A 19329-nucleotide genomic window follows, 5' to 3' on the forward strand; every position below is an offset into this window, starting at 1 on the left:
GTGCAAGTAGCATTCATGCAAAGCAGCAGTGATCTATTCCCCGTCGCGCTGATCAGCGCGGAACTCCGTGGCGACATCACGGAAGACGTCTATCGCCTCAAGCCTGGAAACAGCACCGACTCCAGTGTCGAACTGGTCATCACCCGGCTGGGGCTGCCCGGCCACGAGGAGCAGCGTGGCGTGCCCGTCGTCCTCCTGCACGGCAGCTTCTCCAATCGTCGCTTCTGGTACTCGCCCAAATGCCTCGGGCTCGGCCCGCACCTGGCCCGTGCCGGCTTCGACGTGTGGATCGCCGAGATGCGTGGCCACGGCCTGTCGCCGCGCAACCAGGACTACCGGCGCAACCGCGTCGCCGACTACGCGCGCTACGACCTGCCGGCCATCGGGGCCTTCGTCCGCGAGCAGACGGCGCAGGCGCCCCACTGGATCGGTCATTCCCTGGGCGGGATCACGCTTGCGGCGGCGCTGGGCGGTCATTACCTGGCGGGCGAGCACGTTGCGTCCGTCGCGTTGTTCGGCAGCCAGATCAGTCGCGTCTACTGGCCCCTGAAGGTCCCACCGGTGGAGTGGAGCGGGCGCTTCCTGCTCAAGCGCCTGGCCGTGCTGTCCGGGCCTGGCCTCAAGCGCGGGCCCGAGGACGAGCCCATCGGCATCGGCCTGGAAAGCCTGCGCTGGCACGGCCTGTTCGGTCGCTTCGGCGATGCCGAGCGCGACTGGTGGAAGGGGCTCGCCGAGGTGAATGTGCCGGTATTGGCCGTCGGTGCTGCCGGCGACCAGCAGGACCCGGCCTGGGCCTGCCGCAAGCTGCTGGAGCAGTTCGGCAGCGAGACGAAGCAGTTTCTCTGCCTGTCGCGCGAAAATGGCTTTGCCGACGACTACGGTCATATCGAGATGCTGGTCAGCAAGCATGCCCAGCAGGAGGTCTGGCCGCTGGTGGAGCACTGGCTCGGCCGGTTGCAGCTGCCCGGCTCGTTCGACCAGGCGGTGCCTGCCGTCTGAAGCCCCGTTCCGGGGCTATGACGCTGTGCTAAAGATGCAGGGGCCGTATCGATGCGAAGGGGCAGGCTCGTCGCGCTGGAGAGCCAGATCGATCAGCAGGATGGCCATCGTGGGACTTGCCAGCCAGGGGCCGTCAATTGCTGCTGATCGTCGGTTATCGGCAGGGGATCATCCTGGAAAACCCGCGCCCGCGCCGGGGCGCGCCCTTGCACAACGGCACGCTCGAATGTAGGGTGCTGCGCTGTTCCCGCCACGGGATCGCCTTCGACCCGGACAGTGGCCGCGCCCTCGATGCGGCCTGTTCGCCGCCGCTTCGGCTGACGCTGGCTCATGACGGTGATCGTGTCGGCCTCGACCTGTAAACCCATCAAGGAGCCTTGCCATGCAATACGTCACCCCTGATCTGTGCGACGCGTACCCGGACCTGGTGCAGGTCGTCGAGCCGATGTTCAGCAACTTCGGCGGCCGCGATTCCTTCGGTGGCGAGATCGTCACCATCAAGTGCTTCGAGGACAACTCCCTGGTCAAGGAGCAGGTCGACCTGCCGGGCCAGGGCAAGGTGCTGGTGGTGGACGGCGGCGGCTCCCTGCGTCGCGCCCTGCTGGGCGACATGCTGGCCGAGAAGGCGGCGAAGAACGGCTGGGAAGGCATCGTCGTGTATGGCTGCATCCGCGACGTCGACGTCATCGCCCAGACCGACCTCGGTGTGCAGGCCCTGGCCAGCCATCCGATGAAGACCGACAAGCGCGGTATCGGCGACCTCAACGTGGCTGTCACCTTCGGCGGCATCACCTTCCGCCCGGGTGAATTCGTCTATGCCGACAACAACGGCATCATCGTCTCCCCGCAAGCCCTGAAGATGCCGGAATGACCGGACGGGGTACTCGCTGAGGATGGTCGAGGAACGCAACGTACGCTGGGGGCTGGTGCACGCCTATGTCCTGGATGGCCAGGGTGGGGCGCGCTCCATCACCAAGGACGAGCTGGATGTCATCGAGCTGCAGGAACGGGAAAGCCTCTGGCTGCACTGGGACCGTGGCCACGCCCTGGCGCGCCAATGGCTGCGCGAGGCCAGCGGGCTGAGCGAGTTCGCCTGTGACCTGCTGCTGGAGGAAAGCACCCGCCCGCGCCTGGTGAGCCTGCCGGAGAACCAGCTGCTGCTGTTCCTGCGCGGCGTCAACCTCAACCCGGGTGCCCAGCCCGAGGACATGGTCGCGGTGCGCATCTTCGCCGATGCGCAGCGCGTCATCTCCCTGCGCCTGCGGCCGCTGCACGCCACCGACGAGCTGATCGAGCAGTGGAATGGCGGCACCGGGCCGAAGACCGCCTCCGAGGTGCTGCTCTACCTGGCCGAGCACCTGACCGACAAGGTCGATGCCCTGGTCGCCTCGCTCTCCGAGGAGGTCGACGAGCAGGAGGAGCGCCTGGATGCCAGCGAACGCTACAACCCCGATCACGACCTGATGCTGCACATCCGTCGTCGTGCCGCCGGTCTCAAGCGCTTCCTGGCGCCGCAGCGGGACATCTATGGCCAGTTGATGCGCAACCGCATGAGCTGGTTCGCCGCCGACGACACCGATTACTGGAACGAGCTGAACAACCGCCTCACCCGTTACCTGGAAGAGCTCGAGCTGATCCGCGAGCGCGTCGGCCTGGTGCTGGAGTCGGAGAACCGGCGCATGAGCGAGCGCATGACCCGCACCATGTACCTGCTGGGCATCATCACCGGCTTCTTCCTGCCGATGAGCTTCATCACCGGCCTGCTGGGCATCAACGTCGGGGGTATCCCTGGTGCCGACGCGCCCTATGGCTTCGTCGTCGCCTGCCTGCTGATCCTCGGTGTCGCCGCGTTCCAGTGGTGGCTCTTTCGTCGCCTGCGCTGGCTCTGATGTGACCCGCTGATCGCTGGCCTCGTCTAGCCGACATATCCACGTGAGGTGCGCATGCACGATCCGTTCGAAGAATCCCTGCGGGACCTGCTCAAGCGTTCGTCATCCGAGCACGATGACAACGCCGCGCTGGGCCGCGTGCTCAAGACCGCCAACCGCCAGGTTGGCGTCGGCGACCTGTTCAGCCTGCTCGGCCACTGGGCCGAGGCGCTGATGATCGCCCTCAACAACGGCTCGGCCCACGTGGCGCCGGTCTCTCGTCGCACCTCATCGAAACGCTCCGCTGACAAGGCTGATTGAACATGGAATTCGACCCCTGGACCCAAGGTATCGTTAACGCCATGACCACGGTGTGGACACCGGTGGCCGGCTTCATCCCGCGCCTGTTCGGCGCCCTGGTCGTGGTCCTGCTGGGCTTCGTCGTGGCCAAGCTGCTCGACACCCTGCTGTCCAAGCTGCTGGCCAAGCTCGGCCTCGATCGCCTGATGGGCGGCACCGGCCTGACCAAGATCCTCGCCCGCGTCGGCATCCAGGTGCCGGTCTCCACGCTGATCGGCAAGATCGTCTACTGGTTCGTGCTGCTGATCTTCCTGGTCTCCGCCGCCGAGTCCCTCGGCCTCGACCGCGTCTCCGCCACCCTCGACATGCTCGCCCTCTACCTGCCCAAGGTGCTCGGTGCGGCCCTGGTGCTGCTGGCCGGCGTGCTCCTGGCGCAACTGGTCAGCGGCATCGTCCGTGGCGCCGCCGAAGGGGTGGGGCTGGACTATGCCCACGGCCTGGGGCGCATCGCCCAGGGCCTGGTGATCATCATCAGCATCTCGGTGGCCATCGGGCAGCTGGAGGTCAAGACCGACCTGCTGAACAACGTCATCGCCATCGTGCTGATCTCCATCGGCCTGGCCGCCGCGCTGGCGCTGGGCCTTGGCAGCCGCGACATCGCCGGGCAGATCATCGCCGGCATCTACGTGCGCGAGCTCTACCAGGTGGGGCAGGACGTGAAGGTGGGTGACGTCGAGGGGCAGATCGAGGAAATAGGCACGGTGAAGACCATCATCCTCACCGACGAGGGCGACCTCGTGTCGGTGTCCAACCGGACATTGCTCGACCAGCGGGTAACGAGCCGCTAACGCGGCTCCTCAACCCTTGCTAATGTATGCCGCCATAGCGGAGCGCTGCCTCGCGTTCCGGCGGCTCCTGACCTGACTGTCGGCCCGACCCGTTTTGAACAAGCCCCAATCGCTTTCCTTGCGCTACGACCCTCGCGAGCTCTCCGATGAAGAGCTGGTGGAGCGCGCCCATGTCGAGCTGTTTCATGTCACGCGCGCCTATGAAGAACTCATGCGTCGCTACCAGCGCACCCTGTTCAACGTCTGTGCCCGATATTTGGGGAACGAACGAGACGCCGACGATGTCTGTCAGGAGGTGATGCTCAAGGTGCTGTATGGATTGAAGAACTTCGAAGGGAAGTCCAAGTTCAAGACATGGCTCTATAGCATCACGTATAACGAATGCATTACCCAATATCGGAAAGAGCGTCGTAAACGTCGCTTACTTGATGCCTTGAGTCTCGATCCTCTCGAGGAGGCCTCGGAGGAAAAGGCACCCAAGCTCGAAGAGCGTGGAGGCCTTGAAAGATGGCTGGTGCATGTGAACCCGATCGATCGTGAAATCCTGGTGCTGCGCTTTGTCGCAGAACTGGAATTTCAGGAAATTGCTGACATTATGCATATGGGTCTGAGCGCGACGAAGATGCGATACAAGCGCGCGCTGGACCGCTTGAGAGAAAAATTTTCAGGTCTGACCGAAACTTAGTTGGGCAAAATTAATCTCTTAGATCAGCGAGTTCTGGTAAACTTGCCGACCAAGTTGTCTTCCGAGATTGTTCGACAACTTACTGACAACCAAGATGGGGATTTACGGATGAAACTGAAAAACACCTTAGGCGTAGCCGTTGGCTCTCTCGTTGCCGCATTTTCTCTGAACGCGCTGGCGCAAGGCCAAGGCGCTGTCGAGGTGGAGGCTTTCGGCAAGCGCTACTTCACCGACAGCTCGCGTGATCTGTCCAACGGCAACCTGTTCGGTGGTTCGGTTGGTTACTACCTCACTGACGACGTCGAACTGGCTCTGTCCTATGGCGAGTTTCACGACATTCGTTCCGAAAACGACACCGGTAACAAGAACATCAAGGGCAGCCAGACTGGCCTTGATGCCATCTACCACTTCGGCACCCCGGGTGTCGGCCTGCGCCCGTACGTTTCCGCTGGCTTCGCTCACCAGAGCATCAGCAACGTACCGGCCCGTACCGGTCGTGACCACAGCACCTTCGCCAACATCGGCACCGGCCTGAAGTACTACTTCACCGAGAACTTCTACGCCAAAGCCGGCCTGGACGGCATGTACAACATCGACGTGGGCGAGTCCGAGTGGGCCGCTGGCGTAGGTGTTGGCGTGAACTTCGGTGGTGGCTCCAAGCCCGCTGCCGAGCCGGCCCCGGCTCCGGTTGCCGAAGTCTGCTCCGACAGCGACAACGACGGCGTCTGCGACAACGTCGACAAGTGCCCGGACACCCCGGCCAACGTCACCGTTGATGCCGATGGCTGCCCGGCCGTTGCCGAAGTCGTTCGCGTCGAGCTGGACGTGAAGTTCGACTTCGACAAGTCCAAGGTCAAAGAAGAAAGCTATGGCGACATCAAGAACCTGGCTGACTTCATGAACCAGTACCCGTCGACCACCACCACCGTTGAAGGCCACACCGACTCCGTCGGCACCGACGCCTACAACCAGAAACTGTCCGAGCGTCGTGCAAACGCTGTTCGTGACGTCCTGGTCAACCAGTACGGTGTTGGTTCCGAGCGCGTCAACTCGGTTGGTTACGGTGAGTCCCGCCCGGTTGCCGACAACGCCACCGACGCTGGCCGCGCTGTCAACCGTCGCGTAGAAGCTGAAGTAGAAGCCCAAGCCAAGTAATTGGTCTGAGCTCTGGAAAAACCCGGCCTCGGCCGGGTTTTTCTTTGCCTGGAGAAAAGTTCCGAGAGCCCCTGGTTGGGCTCGTTGGGCCTCGCACGCTCGGCACCCACCTACAGGGAACACTTAGGTTGGGTAGAGGTACGAAACCCAACGCTGCGATGCCGAGCCGTGGAATGCCGCCCGATCAGGCGCTCAGCGCCTCGGACACCGCCGCGGCCTCACCGGCCACCTCGCCGATCACCAGGATCGCCGGGCTCTTCAGCTGGAAGGTGCCGGCGTCGTCGAGCATCCGTGCCAGCGTGCTGCGGCATTCGCGCTGATGGGGCAGGGAGGCGTTCTCGATCATCGCCACCGGCATCCCCGCCGGCATGCCGCCAGCCAGCAGCCCCTCGCGGATCTCCGCGAGCTTCGCCACGCCCATGTACACCACCAGGGTGGTGCCGCTGCGTGCCAGCGCCTGCCATTCGGGCTCGCTGTCGTCCTGGGTATGAGCGGTGACGAGAGTGACGCCCCGGCTCATGCCGCGCAGGGTCAGGGGGATGCCGCACTGGGTGGCGCCCGCGAGGCCGGCGGTGATGCCGTTGACCAGTTCGCTCTCGACTCCGCGCTCGGCCAGCCACTGCGCCTCCTCGCCGCCCCGGCCGAAGATGCACGGGTCGCCGCCCTTGAGGCGTACCACGCGCTTGCCCTGGCGCGCGTAGCGCAGCATCAGGCGATGGATGAAGGCCTGGGGCGTCGAGCGACAGCCGCCGCGCTTGCCGACGCGGATCACCCGGGCGCCCGGGCAGTGCTCCAGCACCGCCGGGTTGACCAGGTCATCGATCATCACCACCTCGGCCCCCTTGAGGGCCCGTGCCGCTTTCAATGTCAGCAGCTCCGGGTCTCCGGGCCCCGCACCCACCAGCCAGACCTTGCCATTCATGGGCGTCTCCTCAGGCGTTCACCGCGGTCGGCGCGGGCTGCGCCGCCAGCATTCTCTTGATTTCCGGTACGCAGGAGCCGCAACGCGTGCCGCAGCCCAGCGCTTCCTTCAGCCCGGCCAGGTCCAGCCCCCTGGCGATGCCCGCCTGCACCGCCTGCAGGCCGACGTCCATGCAGTTGCACAACGTGCGGTTGGCGGAGCAGGCGCCGGTGCCGGGCGGCGCGCTCAAAGGCGCCAGCAGCCAGCGACGCAGATCCGCATCCACCCGTCCTTCCTGCCACAGGCTCTTGAGCCAGCTCCAGGCGGCGGTTTCGCCTGCCAGGCGCAGCGCAGTGATGCGCCCCTGCTCGATGCGCACGCGCTTGCCCACCGCTCGTTGCGGGTCGTCATAGGCCATCACCGGCCCCTGATCCAGTTGCAGCAACCTGTCGATACGCTCCAGCACGGCGACATCCGGGGCTGTCGCATGGGCCGCGCGCAGCACCAGGGCAGGGCGTTCACGCCCGACCAGCCCCAGGTTGGCGTAGGTGAAGGCCTCGCACAGGGGGCGCAGCAGTTCGAAGCGCGCCTGCACATCCCCCTCCACCAGCACGAAGAGCTGCCAGGGCAGGTCCACCCGCTCCACCTCGACACCGGCGTGCTTGAGTTCCGGCTGCTTCGAGAGTGGATCGCAGGCCGGGGTGGTCAGCACGTTGACGCCCAGCCCCTTGAGGAAGCGATCGCCCCAATGCATGGGCAGGAAGGCCTGGCCGGGGCGCAGGGCCTCGTCGCCCATGACCGGCACCACCAGCTCGCCGCGACGGCTCTTCACCCGCACCAGATCGCCGTCCCCGAGCTGGCGGCGGCGCATCTCCGCCGGGTGCAGCCCCAGCTGCGCCTGCTCCACGTGGCCGAACAGCCGGGCAGCGGTGCCCGTGCGGCTCATGCCGTGCCACTGGTCGCGCAGCCGGCCGGTGTTGAGCACCAGCGGATAACGCAGTTCGCGGCGTTCCCGAGGGGCGATGTAGGGATCGTCGATGAAGCGCGCACGGCCGCTCGGCGTGGGGAAGCGCCCGTCGCCATAGAGCCGCGCGCTGCCCTGGCTGGCGCCGGCGGGGTAGGGCCACTGCTGCGGGCCATGGGCGTCGATCAGGCCGTAGCCGATGCCGGTCAGGTCCAGGTCGCGGCCGGCGGTGAGCGGCTTGTACTCCTCGAACAGCGCTTCGGGGCCTGTGAAATCGAACAGGCTGGGCTGTCCCGGGCGCAGGTGGCGTTCCAGCCGCCGGGCGAAGTCGCAGACGATGGCCCAGTCCGGGCGCGCCTCGCCGGGCGCAGGAACGGCGCGGCGCACATGGCTGATGCGGCGTTCGGAATTGGTCACGGTGCCTTCCTTCTCGCCCCAGCTGGCGGCGGGCAGCAGCAGGTCGGCGTGGCGGCAGGTCTCAGTGGTGAAGAAGGCCTCCTGGACGACCACTAAGGGGCAGGCAGCCAGCGCCGCGTGCACCCGCTGCTGGTCGGGGAGGGACTGGGCCGGGTTGGTGCAGGCGATCCACAGGGCCTTGATGCGCCCGTCGGCCACGGCGTCGAACAGGTCGATGGCCGACAGCCCCGGTGTCTCCGGCAAGCGCTCCACCCCCCAATGGGCCGCCACTTCGGCGCGGTGTCCGGCATCGCCCGCCTCGCGATGGCCGGGCAGCAGGTTCGCCAGGCTGCCCGTCTCGCGGCCACCCATGGCGTTGGGTTGGCCGGTGAGGGAGAAGGGCCCGGCACCCGCCCGGCCGATCTGCCCGGTGGCCAGGTGCAGGTTGATCAGCGCGCTGTTCTTGGCGCTGCCGGCGCTCGACTGGTTCAGGCCCATGCACCAGAGCGAGAGGAAGCTCGGCGTGCGGCCGATCCACTCGGCGCAGCGCAGCAGATCGGCGGCATCGATTCCGCATAGCTCCGCCACCCGCGCCGGGCCGAAGTCGCGCACGCGCTCCTTGAGCGCATCGAAGCCTTCGGTGTGGCGCTCGATGAAGCGCCGGTCCACCCAGCCCTCCCACAGCAGGATGTGGAGGATGCCGTGGAACAGCGCCACGTCGCTGCCCGGGGTGATCGCCAGGTGCAGGTCGGCCAGCTCGCAGGTGTCGGTGCGGCGCGGGTCGACCACGATCACGCGCATGTCCGGGCGCCTGGCCCTGGCCTCTTCCAGGCGACGGAACAGCACCGGGTGGGCGAAGGCCATGTTGCTGCCGGCGATCAGCACGCAGTCGCTCTGCTCGATGTCCTCGTAGGAGCAGGGCGGCGCGTCGGCACCCAGGCTGCGCTTGTAGCCGACCACGGCGGAAGACATGCACAGCCGCGAATTGCTGTCGATGTTATGGGTGCCCACCAGGGCGCGGGCCAGCTTGTTGAAGGCGTAGTAGTCCTCGGTCAGCAACTGGCCGGAGACATAGAAGGCCACGCTGTCCGGCCCGTGCTCGGCGATGGTCTCGGCGAAGCGTGCGGCGGCGTGGTCCAGCGCGCTGTCCCAGTCCACCCGGGCACGTGCCAGCCCCTTGCCCAGGCGCAGTTCCGGGTGCAGTGCGCGGGCGTCGAGATCACCCGTCAGGTGCAGCGTGGAGCCCTTGCTGCACAGGCGTCCGAAGTTGGCCGGGTGCGTCGGGTCGCCGGCGACACCGAGGATGTGCGTGCCGTCGTGCTCGATCAGCACGCCACAGCCGACGCCGCAGTAGCAGCAGGTGGAGGCGGTGGTCTGGCTCATGGCGAAGCTCCCTTGAGAGTGGGTCAGGCGCTCTGCAGCAGGCGCACCGGAACGCGCGCAGGCCCGGCGCGATGGGGTTCGGCGGCCGGCTCGACCGCTGGCCGGGCCACGGCCTCGCCGAACATCAGGCGATCGCGGATGCCGCTGATATCGGCCTGCTCCTGCACCTGGCGGAAGTACCAGCCACCGTCTGCGGTGTCGCCGAACAGGCAGGCCCCTACCAGCACGCCGCCCCTGATCACGAGCTTTTTGTAGATGCCGCCGATGGGGTCGGAGAGGGTGATGCTCTCGGTGCCTTCGCCGCCCATGAAGTCGCCGGCGGAGAACAGCTCGATACCGGTGACCTTCAGCTTGGTGGAGACCACCGAACCCTGGTAACGGGCGAAGCCGAGCTGGGCCAGGTGGTTGGCGCACACCTGCGCCTGTTCGAACAGCGGTGCCACCAGGCCGTAGGCGATGCCGCGATGGCTGGCGCATTCGCCGATGGCATAGATGCGCGGGTCGTTGGTCTGCAGGGTGTCGCTGACCAGGATGCCGCGCTCGCAGGGCAGCCCGGCGCGTTCGGCCAGGGCGATGTTGGGGCGGATGCCGGCGGCCATCACCACCAGGTCGGCGGGGATCACCTCGCCGCCGCGCACTTGCACCGCGCAGACGTGGCCGGTGCCGTGGTCCAGCAGCTCCTCGGTGTGGGTGCCGAGGCGGAAGTGGATGCCGCGCGCCTCCAGCGCCTGTTGCAGCAGGCGGCCGGCGGTGCGGTCCAGCTGGCGCTCCAGCAGCCAGTCGGAGATGTGCACCACGGTCACGTCCATGCCGCGCTGGCGCAGGCCGTTGGCCGCCTCCAGGCCGAGCAGGCCGCCGCCGATCACCACGGCGTGGCTGCCGGTACGGGCGCTGTCGATCATCTGCCGGGTATCGGCGATGTCGCGGTAGCCGATCACTCCCGGCAGGCGGTTGCCCGGCACCGGCAGGATGAAGGGCGAGGAACCGGTGGCGATCACCAGGCGGTCGTAGCCCGCCTCGGTGCCATCCTCAGCGATGACCAGGCGACGACGGCGGTCGATCTTCACCACGCTGCGGTTGAGCAGCAGGCGGATGCCGTGCCCGGCGTACCACTCCAGGTCGTTGAGCACGATGTCCTCGAAGGCCTGCTCACCGGTCAGCACCGGCGAGAGCAGGATGCGGTTGTAGTTGGGGTGGGGCTCGGCGCCGAACACCGTGATGTCGTAGAGCTCCGGAGCGAGCCTGAGCAGCTCTTCCAGGGTACGGACTCCGGCCATGCCGTTGCCGATCATCACCAGCCTGGGTTTGTTCATGGTCACGCTCCTGCATGAATGCCGGGCAAACAAAAAAGGCGTCCCGCTGTTGCCAGCAGGACGCCTTTGTCCAAGTCCCGTTCTATCGGGGAAGTGCCATCTCTACGTTGAGGTGGGCGCTTTTTGTAGATTGTCACCGAGCCTTTGCAGGGCCTGTGCCAACTCCTTCGGGCCCCGCTTTCCGGGGTTCCGACGAGCCTGCATGGGGCGGACGGGAGCCGCTGCCGCACCGCTTCGGGGCGGCGTGCCCGGCATCGGTGCGTCAGCCGTGCAGGCAGAGCACCAGCAGCGCCAGGTTGCCCAGCAGGGAGAGCAGGGCGATGCCGCGCCAGACCTTCAGCGGCTCGCGCTCCAGCAATGGGCGCGGCTTTACCGCCAGCGCCTTACGCTCGCCCTGTTCCAGGGCCAGCAGCCATTGCTCCGCCGTCTCGTAGCGTTGCGTGGGCTCGCTGGCCAGGGCACGGGCGAGGCATTCGTCGAGCCAGGCCGGCAGGTCCGGGCGGTAGCGGCTGGCGGGCGTCGGTGTGCCGAAGCGCGGGCGCTGGAAGGCCTCGATCTCGCCGAAGGGGTAATGCCCGGTCAGCGACCGGTAGAGGGTGACGCCCGCAGCGTACAGGTCCTGCCGGGCGGCGGGCGCCGCACCGTCGAAGGCCTCGGGGGCGATGTAGCTGGGCGTGCCCGGCAGGCTGTGCGCCTCGTCCTGGGACAGGCCCGGGCAATAGGCCAGACCGAAGTCGAGCAGGCGCAGCTCGCCGTCATCGCCGCGCAGCAGGTTCTCCGGCTTGATGTCGCGGTGCAGGATGTTGCGCCGGTGCAGCATGCCCAGGGCCTTGAGCAGGCGCGGGGCGAGGTCCAGCCAATCGGTCAGCGCCAGCGGCCCATCCTCGCGCAGCTGCTGGGCCAGGGTGCGGCCCGGGTATTCGCGCTGCAGGTAGTACAGGTGCTGGCGCTGCGGCAGCGGATGCACCTCGGCGAAATGCCGTCCCGCCACGCGCCGCAGGAACCATTCCTCCTGCAGCAGGGCGGGCCCGGCGCCTGGTTCATCGTGCCGGGCGGGCGGCAGGGTCTTCAGCAGCCAGGCTTGGCCGGCCTCGTCGAGCACGCGATAGAGCAGCGACTGGCGCGACTCGGCCAGCAGTCCCTGCACCCGCCAACCCTCGAACAGCTGGCCGGGGCGCAGTTGCGGCGGCAGCGGCCACGCCTCCAATTGCGCCAGGGCGTCGGCCAGGCCACTGGGTGGCAGGGCGTCGACCCGCACCAGCAGCGCGCTGGCATTGTCCTGGCCGCCGGCCAGGTGCGCGGCGGCCACCAGGGCGCGGCTGGCCGCCCCGGGCTCGGCTTCGTCCTGGAGAATGCGCTGGATGCCCGTGTCGCCGAGCACCGCCCAGATGCCGTCGCTGACCAGGAGAAAATGCTCGTCCTCCTGCAACTCGCCCTCCAGGTAGTCCACCACCAGGTGCTGGTCCAGCCCCAGCGCGCGCTTGAGCACGTGCTGCATGCCGGGCTGATCCCAGACGTGGTCCTCGCTGAGGCGGTCGAGCTGGCCGGCGCGCCAGCGGTAGGCACGGCAGTCGCCGACATGGGCGAGGGTGAAGCGGCGGCCGCGCAGTACCAGCGCGGTCAGGGTGGTCAGCAGCGGCTGGCCCCCGCCGTTGGCCTGCAGCCAGCGGTTGTGGGCCAGCAGCAGGCGGTCGAGGGATTGCGCCACCGCCCAGGTTTCCGGTGTCGCGTAGTAGTCCAGCGCCAGTGCCTGCAGGGTGGCGCGGGCCGCCAGGCCGCCGTCGGCGCACTGGCTGACGCCATCGGCGAGGGCGAACAGGTAGCCCTTGCTCGCAGCCAGCGCCGGTACGGGCGTCACCACCCGCAGGGCGTCCTGGTTTTCGCGGCGGGGGCCGATGGCGCTGGCCTCGCCGAAGCGCAGTTGCAGCCCCATGGCGCTCAGACGCGCGCCGCGGTGACGGCCGCCGAGCCCCAGGTGGTGCGCCAGCGCAGCTTCACGCCGTAGAGGCCGAACCAGGCCAGTACGCCGAGGCTGGCGAACAGCCACAGGCCCAGCTGGTAGTCGCCGGTGTGCTGCTTGATGGCGCCCAGGCCCGCGGTGAGGCAGAAGCCGCCGATGCCGCCGGCCATGCCGATGAGCCCGGTCATCACGCCCATTTCCTTGTGGAAGCGCTGTGGCACCAGCTGGAACACCGCGCCGTTGCCGGCGCCGAGGCTGAGCATGGCGACCACGAACAGGGCCAGGGCGGCGGTGGCGCTGGCGATGTGGAAGCCCACCGCCGCTATGCAGATGGCGGCCAGGGTGTAGACCACCAGCAGGGTGCGGATGCCGCCGATGCGGTCGGCGAAGGCACCGCCCAGCGGGCGCATCAGGCTGCCGGCGAAGACGCAGGCGGCGGTGTAGTAGCCGGCGGTCACCGGCTCCAGGCCGTACTGGTCGTGGAAATAGCCGGGCAGGGTGCTGGCCAGGCCGAGGAAGCCGCCGAAGGTGACGCTGTAGAAGAACATGAACCACCAGCTGTCACGGTCGCCTAGGGCCTTCATGTAGTCGGCGAGGGATTTCGGCGCGGGGCGGTTGGGGGCGTTGCGCGCGGCCAGGGTGAAGATCGCCAGGGTCAGCACCAGCGGGATCAGCGCCAGGCCGAACACGTTGTTCCAGCCGAACAGCGCGGCCAGGCCCGGGGCGAACAGCGCCGCCAGCACGGTGCCGGAGTTGCCCGCGCCGGCGATGCCCAGGGCCTTGCCCTGGTGCTGCGGCGGGTACCACTGCGAGGCCAGCGGCAGGGCTACGGCGAAGGAGGCCCCGGCGAAGCCGAGGAACAGGCCCAGCAGCAGCGCCTGCTCGTAACTGTGCACGCCCAGCTGCCAGGCGGTGAACAGCGCGGCGATCACCACCACCTGGCCGAACAGCCCGGCGGACTTCGGCGAGGTGCGGTCGGCCAGCAGGCCCAGCAGGAAGCGCAGCACGGCACCGGCGAGGATCGGCGTGGCGACCATCATGGCGCGCTGCTGGGTGGTCAGTTGCAGGTCGGCGGCGATCTGCACGCCCAGCGGGCCGAGCACGTACCAGACCATGAAGCTCAGGTCGAAATAGAGAAATGCGGCGAACAGGGTGGGGGTGTGGCCGGCCTTCCAGAAACTCGTAGTCATCGAACACCTCATCTGCGTCATGGGGGGCGGAAGGGTGCACCGCGAGACAGCCCCGGCGGTCGCACCCTCCCGGAACACGTCGCGCTCGTGGCGCTCCGTGCCACGGTGTTGGCCGTGGCTGGGTCGGGTGGGTCGCTTGCGGGCGCCCGGTTCCCGGAACGCCTGCCGCCCCATCGCTGGGGCCGGAACGAAAAAAGCGCCGCGCACTGGCTGCATTTCTGCGCAGTGACGCGACGCCGTTGTCGTTCAGTCGGGCAACCGCCGTTGGCTACCTGTGCAGGCGATGGAGCAAGAGATGGGCCAAGCGGGATGCGCGGGTGACTTCCCTCGGGATGAGCAGGGGCAAGTGCCTGATTCGACAGGCCCTGCTCGGGGTTGGCGTGGCTCTGGCGTGGCGCGCGTCATCCCCGCCCAAACCGTTCATGACGCCGGGGGCCGATGCAAAAGGGGGCGCGACGCGGTGGGCATGCACCGGCTCGGGGCCGGGTGTCCCGGCGCTCAGTCCAGCCAGTTGACCTTGGGGAAGGTGCTGCGGAACTTCTCCGGCATCTCCACCACCTTCGACTGGCGGTAGTCGAAGAACACGAAGCCGGACTTGGCCATGGCCACCAGCTTGCCGTCGGCGGGGCGGGTGATGCGGAAGGTGATGTCGCCGCCGTAGCGGTTGAAGTCCATCACCCCGACTTCGAACAGCAACTGATCGCGCGCATGGGCCTCGGCGCGGTAGGTGGTGGCCAGGTCGGTGACGATGATGCCGGTGCCGTCGCCCTCGGTCTCGGTGATGCCGAAGTCGAAGAGAAAGCGCGCGCGGGCCTCGGAGATCATCGAGATCATCGAGTCGTTGCCCAGGTGGTTGGCGCCGTTGATGTCGGTGACCCGCACGGTCAGGTGGGTGGAATAGCAGAACTGGTCTTCGGGGAAGTTCAGGGTCAGGCGGGCCATCGGGGTGCGAACCTCGTACGTCGGTAGGGGAAGGGCCGTGGCAACGGCGGGCGGATTCTACCCGTGCCGCCGCCACTATGTGGCCATTCGCCGACTGAATGAGGCTCAGCGATGCAGGCTGTTGAGCCAGTAGAAGGTCACCCGGCCGCCTTCGTTGCCCGGGCCGCTGTTGTCCTGGATATAGGCGCCGGCCTTGAAGTACAGCTGCTGGTTGCCCCAGTACCCGCTGAGCTGGCGGAACAGGCCGCCGTCGTCGCCCTTGCTGGTGACGGTGATGCCCAGGCGCCCGCTGGGGGTGAGGCGCAGGTCGTAGCCGAAGCGCTCGCCGATATCGACGTTTTCCGCCAGCAGGATGTTCTCCACCTCCTTGTCGCCGGGGCGCTTGCGCAAAAGGGCCTCGACGCGCCCGGTGCCGTCCTTGTAGTGGTATTGCAGCTTGAGCAGCGGGTCGTTCTGGCTGCCGGCCTCATCCTTGCTGTGGATCTGCCCGATGACGATCTTGTTCTTGCTCGGCACCTGCTGCACCGAGAGCACGGCGCTCAGGTAGTTGTCGGCGCTCTGGTAGTTCCAGTAGCTCAGGGTGCCGTCGGCCTGGGTCTCGCGCAGTTCGCTGCGCGGGTAGCGGGCGTCCTCGCTGGTGCTGCCGGTGACGGGGACCCAGAAGGTCACCGAGCCGTCGTCGTTGCGGCGGAAGTACTGGCTTTCGTAACCGTTGTTGAGCCGCTGCGTGGTGATGAGCGTGGCGGATTCGTGGGTGGGGATGTCGAGTTTCCAGGTGCTGAGATCTATCACGGGCGGTCCTTGGTGCCGGGTGGAATAAGCCCCTGTTCGGACCGGCCTGATCCTGGAAGTTCAGCGAGGTTCCAGTTGGGCGACGAAGTGCATGTTCGCGAGCGGGAAAAGAAGCACGGTGCCACCCGCCGGGCGGTGCCGGACCGCCCGCCTCGTGGCCGCCCGGCCAAGGGCAGGCGGCCGGCAACCCCTTACAGCGTCAGGCGGTAGACCCGCAGGCGGTGGCCGTCGGGGTCGATGCCGCTGAAGGTGTAGCCGAAGTCCATGGCCTCCGGTGCCTGGACGATCTCCACGCCCTGTTCCCGCCAGAGCCGATGCAGGCGATGCACGTCGTCGTCGCTGTCGACGTGGAAGCACAGCTCGCCGCCACCACCCGGCACCGTGGTGGCCGGCTTCACGCCACCGCGGGCCCAGAGGCCGAGCTTGAAGCCGTTGTCGAAGACGAACAGGGCGAAGCCCGGGCTGTGCTCGACGGTCTCGCGCGCCAGCAGGCGCCGATAGAAATCGGCACTGCGCACGGGGTCGTCGACGTACAGGTTGAGCAGGTTGGGGGCGATCATTGGATGGGACTCCGATGCGGAGCGACGGGCGTCGTCACTCGATGCGCGCAGGCTAGGCCCACCCCCTGTCAGTTTCTGGCAGCAGCCTCACTGCTCGGCGATGCCGTGCAGCTCGCGCCACGCTCGCAGCAGCACCTGGCGCCGCCGTGGGTAGCGTTGGCCCAGGTCGAGCAGGTCGTCCACCCGGTCCAGGCGGAAGTGGCGCATGCCCTGGCGCAGCTCGCACCAGGCGGCCAGCACCCGGGTCTGCTCGAAGTAGCCCAGGGCGAACGGCCAGACCACCCGCTGCGACGCCTGGCCCTCGGCGTCGCGGTAATCGAGCTGCACGCGGTGCTCAAGGCGGATGACCTCGCGTACCTGTTCCAGCAGCGCATCGGGGATATCGCTGGCCGGTGCCGGGCCGATCAGCAGGGTGCTGGTCTCCAGTTCCTCGCGCAGGGCCGGGGGCAGTACCGCGCCGACCTTGGCCAGCACATCACGCGCTGCATCCATCAGCTGGCGGTCTCCCCGGCGGCTGACCCAGCGCATGCCGAGCACCAGGGCCTCGATCTCGCCCAGGGAGAACATCAGCGGCGGCAGCTCGAAGCCGGGCCGCAGCACGTAGCCCAGCCCGGCGCCTCCTTCGATGTTGGCGCCCTGCTGCTGGAGGGTGGCGATGTCGCGGTAGAGGGTGCGCAGGCTGATGCCCAGTTCGGCGGCCAGGGCATGCCCGGCGACGGGGTAGCGGTGACGGCGGAGGATCTGCAGCAGGTCGAGCAGGCGCTGGCTTCGGGACATGGCGGGAGCCCGTTCAGAGACGCAACAGACCGACGCTGCGCAGGAAGCGCTCGACGTCGGCGGTGTAGCCGTTGTCCTGGCCGAGTTCGTGGTTGATCTGCCGGTGCGACATGTCCACGCCCATGACCTCGACGCGCTTGCCCAGCTCGCGCCCCTTGGCGGCGAAGCCACGGGCCTGGGGGCAGGCATCGTCGCGGCGGGTGGAGCACACCGCCAGCAGCGGTGCGCCGGCCTGCTCCAGGCGCAGGGTGGGGGAGGCGGCGCGCCAGGTGGCGGGGTCGTCGCCGAAGGCGCGGTCATAGAGCTTCAGGTGCGGGCCGCGCATCACCGTCTCGACGTTGAAGGCGGCGCTGTCCAGCGCCACGGTGCCGATCCACGGGCGCGCACCCTGTTGCGCGGCGATCTCCGGGGCGGCGTCGAGCAGCGCCACCAGGTGGGCACCGGCGGAGTGGCCCATCAGCACGAAGCGCGCCGGGTCGGCCTGCCAGCCGCTGGCCAGCTGCTGGGCCTGGGCCAGGGCGCGGGCCACGTCGTCGGCCTGGGCCAGTGGCGGGGTGTCGGGGAGCATGCGGTAGTTGGTGGAGACCAGCACCACGCCCTGGGGCACCCAGCGCAGGGCCTTGTTCAGGGCGACGCTGCCGTTGTCCTTGTCGCCATTGGCCCAGCCACCGCCGTGGACCATGAAGATCACCGGAGCGGGCACGCGCGGCGCCACCTTGGGCAGGTAGACGTCGAAGCGCTGGCGCTCGTCGTTGCCATAGGCGACATCGCGCTGCACGCGGATGCCGGCCTCGTCGAGCTGGCGGGCTTCACGGCGCTCCTGGAGCAGGCCGGCACTGGCGGTCTGCAGGCTGAGGGCGCCGAGCAGGGCGGCGCAGAGGAACAGCAGGCGGCTGGGCTTCATCGTTGGGTCCTTCGCTGATGGGCCGGGACGGCGCCCGGTACAGCCTTGATACGCCGCCGGGGCACGAACCCCTGCGCGGGAATGAAAACGGCGCCCCGTGGGGCGCCGCTGCCTGTCACTCGGCCTTGCGAGGCTTGCCCGGCTGGATCAGCCCATCGGCCCTGAACATCGCCTTGATGCCACGGATGGCCTGGCGGATGCGGTCCTGGTTCTCGATCAGGGCGAAGCGCACGTGGTCGTCGCCGTATTCGCCGAAGCCGATGCCGGGGGAGACGCAGACCTTGGCCTCGGCCAGCAGCTTCTTGGCGAACTCCAGGGAGCCGAGATGGGCGTAGGGCTCGGGGATCTTCGCCCAGATGTACATCGAGGCCTTGGGGTTCTCGACCATCCAGCCGGCCTCGTGTAGGCCCTTGACCAGCATGTTGCGGCGCTGGCGGTACTGCTCGGCGATGTCGCGCACGCACTGCTGGTCGCCTTCCAGCGCGGCGATGGCGGCCACCTGCAGCGGGGTGAAGGTGCCGTAGTCGTGGTAGCTCTTGATCCGCGCCAGGGCGCTGACCAGCTCCGGGTTGCCGACCATGAAGCCGATGCGCCAGCCCGCCATGTTGTAGCTCTTGGACAGGGTGAAGAACTCCACCGCGATGTCCTTGGCGCCGGGCACCTGCATGATCGAGGGGGCCTTCCAGCCGTCGTAGACGATGTCGGCGTAGGCCAGGTCGTGGATCACCAGCACGTCGTACTGCTTGGCCAGGGCCACCACGCGTTCGAAGAAGTCCAGCTCCACGCACTGCGCGGTGGGGTTGGAGGGGAAGCCGATGATCATCATCTTCGGCTTGGGGATGGATTCGCGGATGGCGCGCTCCATCTCGGCGAAGAAGTCCACGCCGGGCACCAGCGGCACCGAGCGCACCTGGGCGCCGGCGATCACCGCGCCGTAGATGTGGATCGGGTAGCTGGGGTTGGGCACCAGCACCGTGTCGCCGTGGTCCAGGGTGGCCAGCATCAGGTGCGCGAGGCCTTCCTTGGAGCCGATGGTGACGATGGCTTCGCTTTCGGGGTCGATCTCCACGTCATAGCGGTCCTTGTACCAGCGCGAGATGGCGCGGCGCAGGCGGGGAATACCGCGGGAGGTGGAGTATCCGTGGGTGTCTTCGCGCTGGGCGACCTGCACCAGCTTCTCGACGATGTGCGGCGGGGTGGCCCCATCGGGGTTGCCCATGGACAGGTCGATGATGTCCTCGCCACGACGGCGCGCGGCCATCTTGAGTTCGGCGGTGATGTTGAAGACGTAGGGGGGGAGACGATCGATGCGCGCGAAACGGCGCGGAGAACGCGTGTCAGCCATGCTTTCCTCGGATACGTAAGCGCCCGGAACCGTCCGAGCGACGTCGG

At 67.8% G+C, this 19329-nt stretch carries 18 protein-coding genes and 1 pseudogene; 8 read left to right on the plus strand and 11 right to left on the minus strand.

Annotation, left to right across the window (positions count from 1 at the left end; all coding sequences use genetic code 11):
• The first annotated feature begins 15 nt into the window (after positions 1–15).
• The 8 genes from HSX14_RS09955 (at position 16) to HSX14_RS09990 (ending at position 5855) form a co-directional block, all read left to right on the plus strand.
• Positions 16–999: an alpha/beta fold hydrolase gene (locus tag HSX14_RS09955; protein WP_173174010.1), complete on the plus strand. Its 984-nt coding sequence runs from the start codon at positions 16–18 to the stop codon at positions 997–999.
• A 137-nt stretch (positions 1000–1136) separates the two neighbouring features.
• On the plus strand, positions 1137–1361 hold the full coding sequence (locus HSX14_RS09960) for a Rieske (2Fe-2S) protein (protein WP_228723567.1): 225 nt from the start codon (positions 1137–1139) through the stop codon (positions 1359–1361).
• Positions 1362–1381: 20 nt separating this feature from the next.
• Complete coding sequence (gene rraA, locus HSX14_RS09965) at positions 1382–1870, plus strand: ribonuclease E activity regulator RraA (protein ID WP_021220316.1); 489 nt, start codon at positions 1382–1384, stop codon at positions 1868–1870.
• 22 nt (positions 1871–1892) lie between these two features.
• Positions 1893–2888: a zinc transporter ZntB gene (locus HSX14_RS09970; RefSeq protein ID WP_173174012.1), complete on the plus strand. Its 996-nt coding sequence runs from the start codon at positions 1893–1895 to the stop codon at positions 2886–2888.
• Between the two features lie 54 nt (positions 2889–2942).
• Entirely contained in the window at positions 2943–3188 is a 246-nt protein-coding gene (locus HSX14_RS09975) for a CrfX protein (protein WP_111261449.1), read from the plus strand.
• 2 nt (positions 3189–3190) lie between these two features.
• Positions 3191–4015, plus strand: coding sequence for a mechanosensitive ion channel family protein (locus tag HSX14_RS09980; RefSeq protein WP_111261450.1), 825 nt, complete (start codon positions 3191–3193; stop codon positions 4013–4015).
• Positions 4016–4109: 94 nt separating this feature from the next.
• Positions 4110–4700 (plus strand): RNA polymerase sigma factor SigX, encoded by a 591-nt coding sequence (gene sigX, locus HSX14_RS09985; protein WP_021220312.1) that lies wholly within the window; start codon positions 4110–4112, stop codon positions 4698–4700.
• Between the two features lie 108 nt (positions 4701–4808).
• Positions 4809–5855, plus strand: coding sequence for an OmpA family protein (locus HSX14_RS09990; protein WP_173174013.1), 1047 nt, complete (start codon positions 4809–4811; stop codon positions 5853–5855).
• Positions 5856–6039: 184 nt separating this feature from the next.
• Here HSX14_RS09990 and cobA read toward each other — a convergent pair whose 3' ends face one another.
• From cobA to alaC, 11 genes and pseudogenes are all read right to left on the minus strand, one after another.
• A complete protein-coding gene (gene cobA, locus HSX14_RS09995; RefSeq protein WP_173174015.1) occupies positions 6040–6777 on the minus strand; it encodes a uroporphyrinogen-III C-methyltransferase in 738 nt (245 codons plus the stop codon).
• Between the two features lie 10 nt (positions 6778–6787).
• The gene (locus tag HSX14_RS10000; RefSeq protein WP_173174017.1) at positions 6788–9499 is read right to left on the minus strand and encodes a nitrate reductase; all 2712 of its coding nucleotides are present in this window, start codon (positions 9497–9499) and stop codon (positions 6788–6790) included.
• 113 nt (positions 9500–9612) lie between these two features.
• Positions 9613–10812, minus strand: a pseudogene (locus HSX14_RS10005) (NAD(P)/FAD-dependent oxidoreductase); the annotation flags it as partial.
• Between the two features lie 262 nt (positions 10813–11074).
• On the minus strand, positions 11075–12745 hold the full coding sequence (locus HSX14_RS10010; RefSeq protein WP_173174021.1) for a bifunctional protein-serine/threonine kinase/phosphatase: 1671 nt from the start codon (positions 12743–12745) through the stop codon (positions 11075–11077).
• Positions 12746–12750: 5 nt separating this feature from the next.
• On the minus strand, positions 12751–13962 hold the full coding sequence (locus HSX14_RS10015) for a NarK family nitrate/nitrite MFS transporter (protein WP_173174023.1): 1212 nt from the start codon (positions 13960–13962) through the stop codon (positions 12751–12753).
• Between the two features lie 498 nt (positions 13963–14460).
• A complete protein-coding gene (locus HSX14_RS10020) occupies positions 14461–14904 on the minus strand; it encodes a thioesterase family protein (protein ID WP_111261294.1) in 444 nt (147 codons plus the stop codon).
• 105 nt (positions 14905–15009) lie between these two features.
• Complete coding sequence (locus HSX14_RS10025; RefSeq protein WP_173174025.1) at positions 15010–15696, minus strand: polysaccharide lyase family 7 protein; 687 nt, start codon at positions 15694–15696, stop codon at positions 15010–15012.
• A gap of 191 nt (positions 15697–15887) precedes the next feature.
• Positions 15888–16256 carry a VOC family protein gene (locus HSX14_RS10030; protein WP_173174027.1) on the minus strand — a complete coding sequence of 123 codons (369 nt, stop codon included), beginning with the start codon at positions 16254–16256 and terminating at the stop codon, positions 15888–15890.
• A gap of 87 nt (positions 16257–16343) precedes the next feature.
• Complete coding sequence (locus HSX14_RS10035; RefSeq protein ID WP_173174029.1) at positions 16344–17033, minus strand: helix-turn-helix transcriptional regulator; 690 nt, start codon at positions 17031–17033, stop codon at positions 16344–16346.
• 13 nt (positions 17034–17046) lie between these two features.
• A complete protein-coding gene (locus HSX14_RS10040; RefSeq protein WP_173174030.1) occupies positions 17047–17937 on the minus strand; it encodes an alpha/beta hydrolase in 891 nt (296 codons plus the stop codon).
• A gap of 115 nt (positions 17938–18052) precedes the next feature.
• Positions 18053–19282 carry an alanine transaminase gene (alaC, locus tag HSX14_RS10045; RefSeq protein WP_111261299.1) on the minus strand — a complete coding sequence of 410 codons (1230 nt, stop codon included), beginning with the start codon at positions 19280–19282 and terminating at the stop codon, positions 18053–18055.
• Between the last annotated feature and the right edge of the window lie 47 nt (positions 19283–19329).

Source organism: Pseudomonas tohonis, from assembly GCF_012767755.2.
Classification (GTDB): domain Bacteria; phylum Pseudomonadota; class Gammaproteobacteria; order Pseudomonadales; family Pseudomonadaceae; genus Metapseudomonas; species Metapseudomonas tohonis.

Coding starts and splice junctions, on each gene's coding strand:
- HSX14_RS09955 (WP_173174010.1), top strand. CDS start 16: ATGCAAAGCAGCAGTGATCTATTCCCCGTCGCGCTGATCAGCGCGGAA.
- rraA (WP_021220316.1), top strand. CDS start 1,382: ATGCAATACGTCACCCCTGATCTGTGCGACGCGTACCCGGACCTGGTG.
- HSX14_RS09970 (WP_173174012.1), top strand. CDS start 1,893: ATGGTCGAGGAACGCAACGTACGCTGGGGGCTGGTGCACGCCTATGTC.
- HSX14_RS09975 (WP_111261449.1), top strand. CDS start 2,943: ATGCACGATCCGTTCGAAGAATCCCTGCGGGACCTGCTCAAGCGTTCG.
- HSX14_RS09980 (WP_111261450.1), top strand. CDS start 3,191: ATGGAATTCGACCCCTGGACCCAAGGTATCGTTAACGCCATGACCACG.
- HSX14_RS09990 (WP_173174013.1), top strand. CDS start 4,809: ATGAAACTGAAAAACACCTTAGGCGTAGCCGTTGGCTCTCTCGTTGCC.
- cobA (WP_173174015.1), bottom strand. CDS start 6,777: ATGAATGGCAAGGTCTGGCTGGTGGGTGCGGGGCCCGGAGACCCGGAG.
- HSX14_RS10000 (WP_173174017.1), bottom strand. CDS start 9,499: ATGAGCCAGACCACCGCCTCCACCTGCTGCTACTGCGGCGTCGGCTGT.
- HSX14_RS10010 (WP_173174021.1), bottom strand. CDS start 12,745: ATGGGGCTGCAACTGCGCTTCGGCGAGGCCAGCGCCATCGGCCCCCGC.
- HSX14_RS10015 (WP_173174023.1), bottom strand. CDS start 13,962: ATGACTACGAGTTTCTGGAAGGCCGGCCACACCCCCACCCTGTTCGCC.
- HSX14_RS10020 (WP_111261294.1), bottom strand. CDS start 14,904: ATGGCCCGCCTGACCCTGAACTTCCCCGAAGACCAGTTCTGCTATTCC.
- HSX14_RS10030 (WP_173174027.1), bottom strand. CDS start 16,256: ATGATCGCCCCCAACCTGCTCAACCTGTACGTCGACGACCCCGTGCGC.
- HSX14_RS10035 (WP_173174029.1), bottom strand. CDS start 17,033: ATGTCCCGAAGCCAGCGCCTGCTCGACCTGCTGCAGATCCTCCGCCGT.
- HSX14_RS10040 (WP_173174030.1), bottom strand. CDS start 17,937: ATGAAGCCCAGCCGCCTGCTGTTCCTCTGCGCCGCCCTGCTCGGCGCC.
- alaC (WP_111261299.1), bottom strand. CDS start 19,282: ATGGCTGACACGCGTTCTCCGCGCCGTTTCGCGCGCATCGATCGTCTC.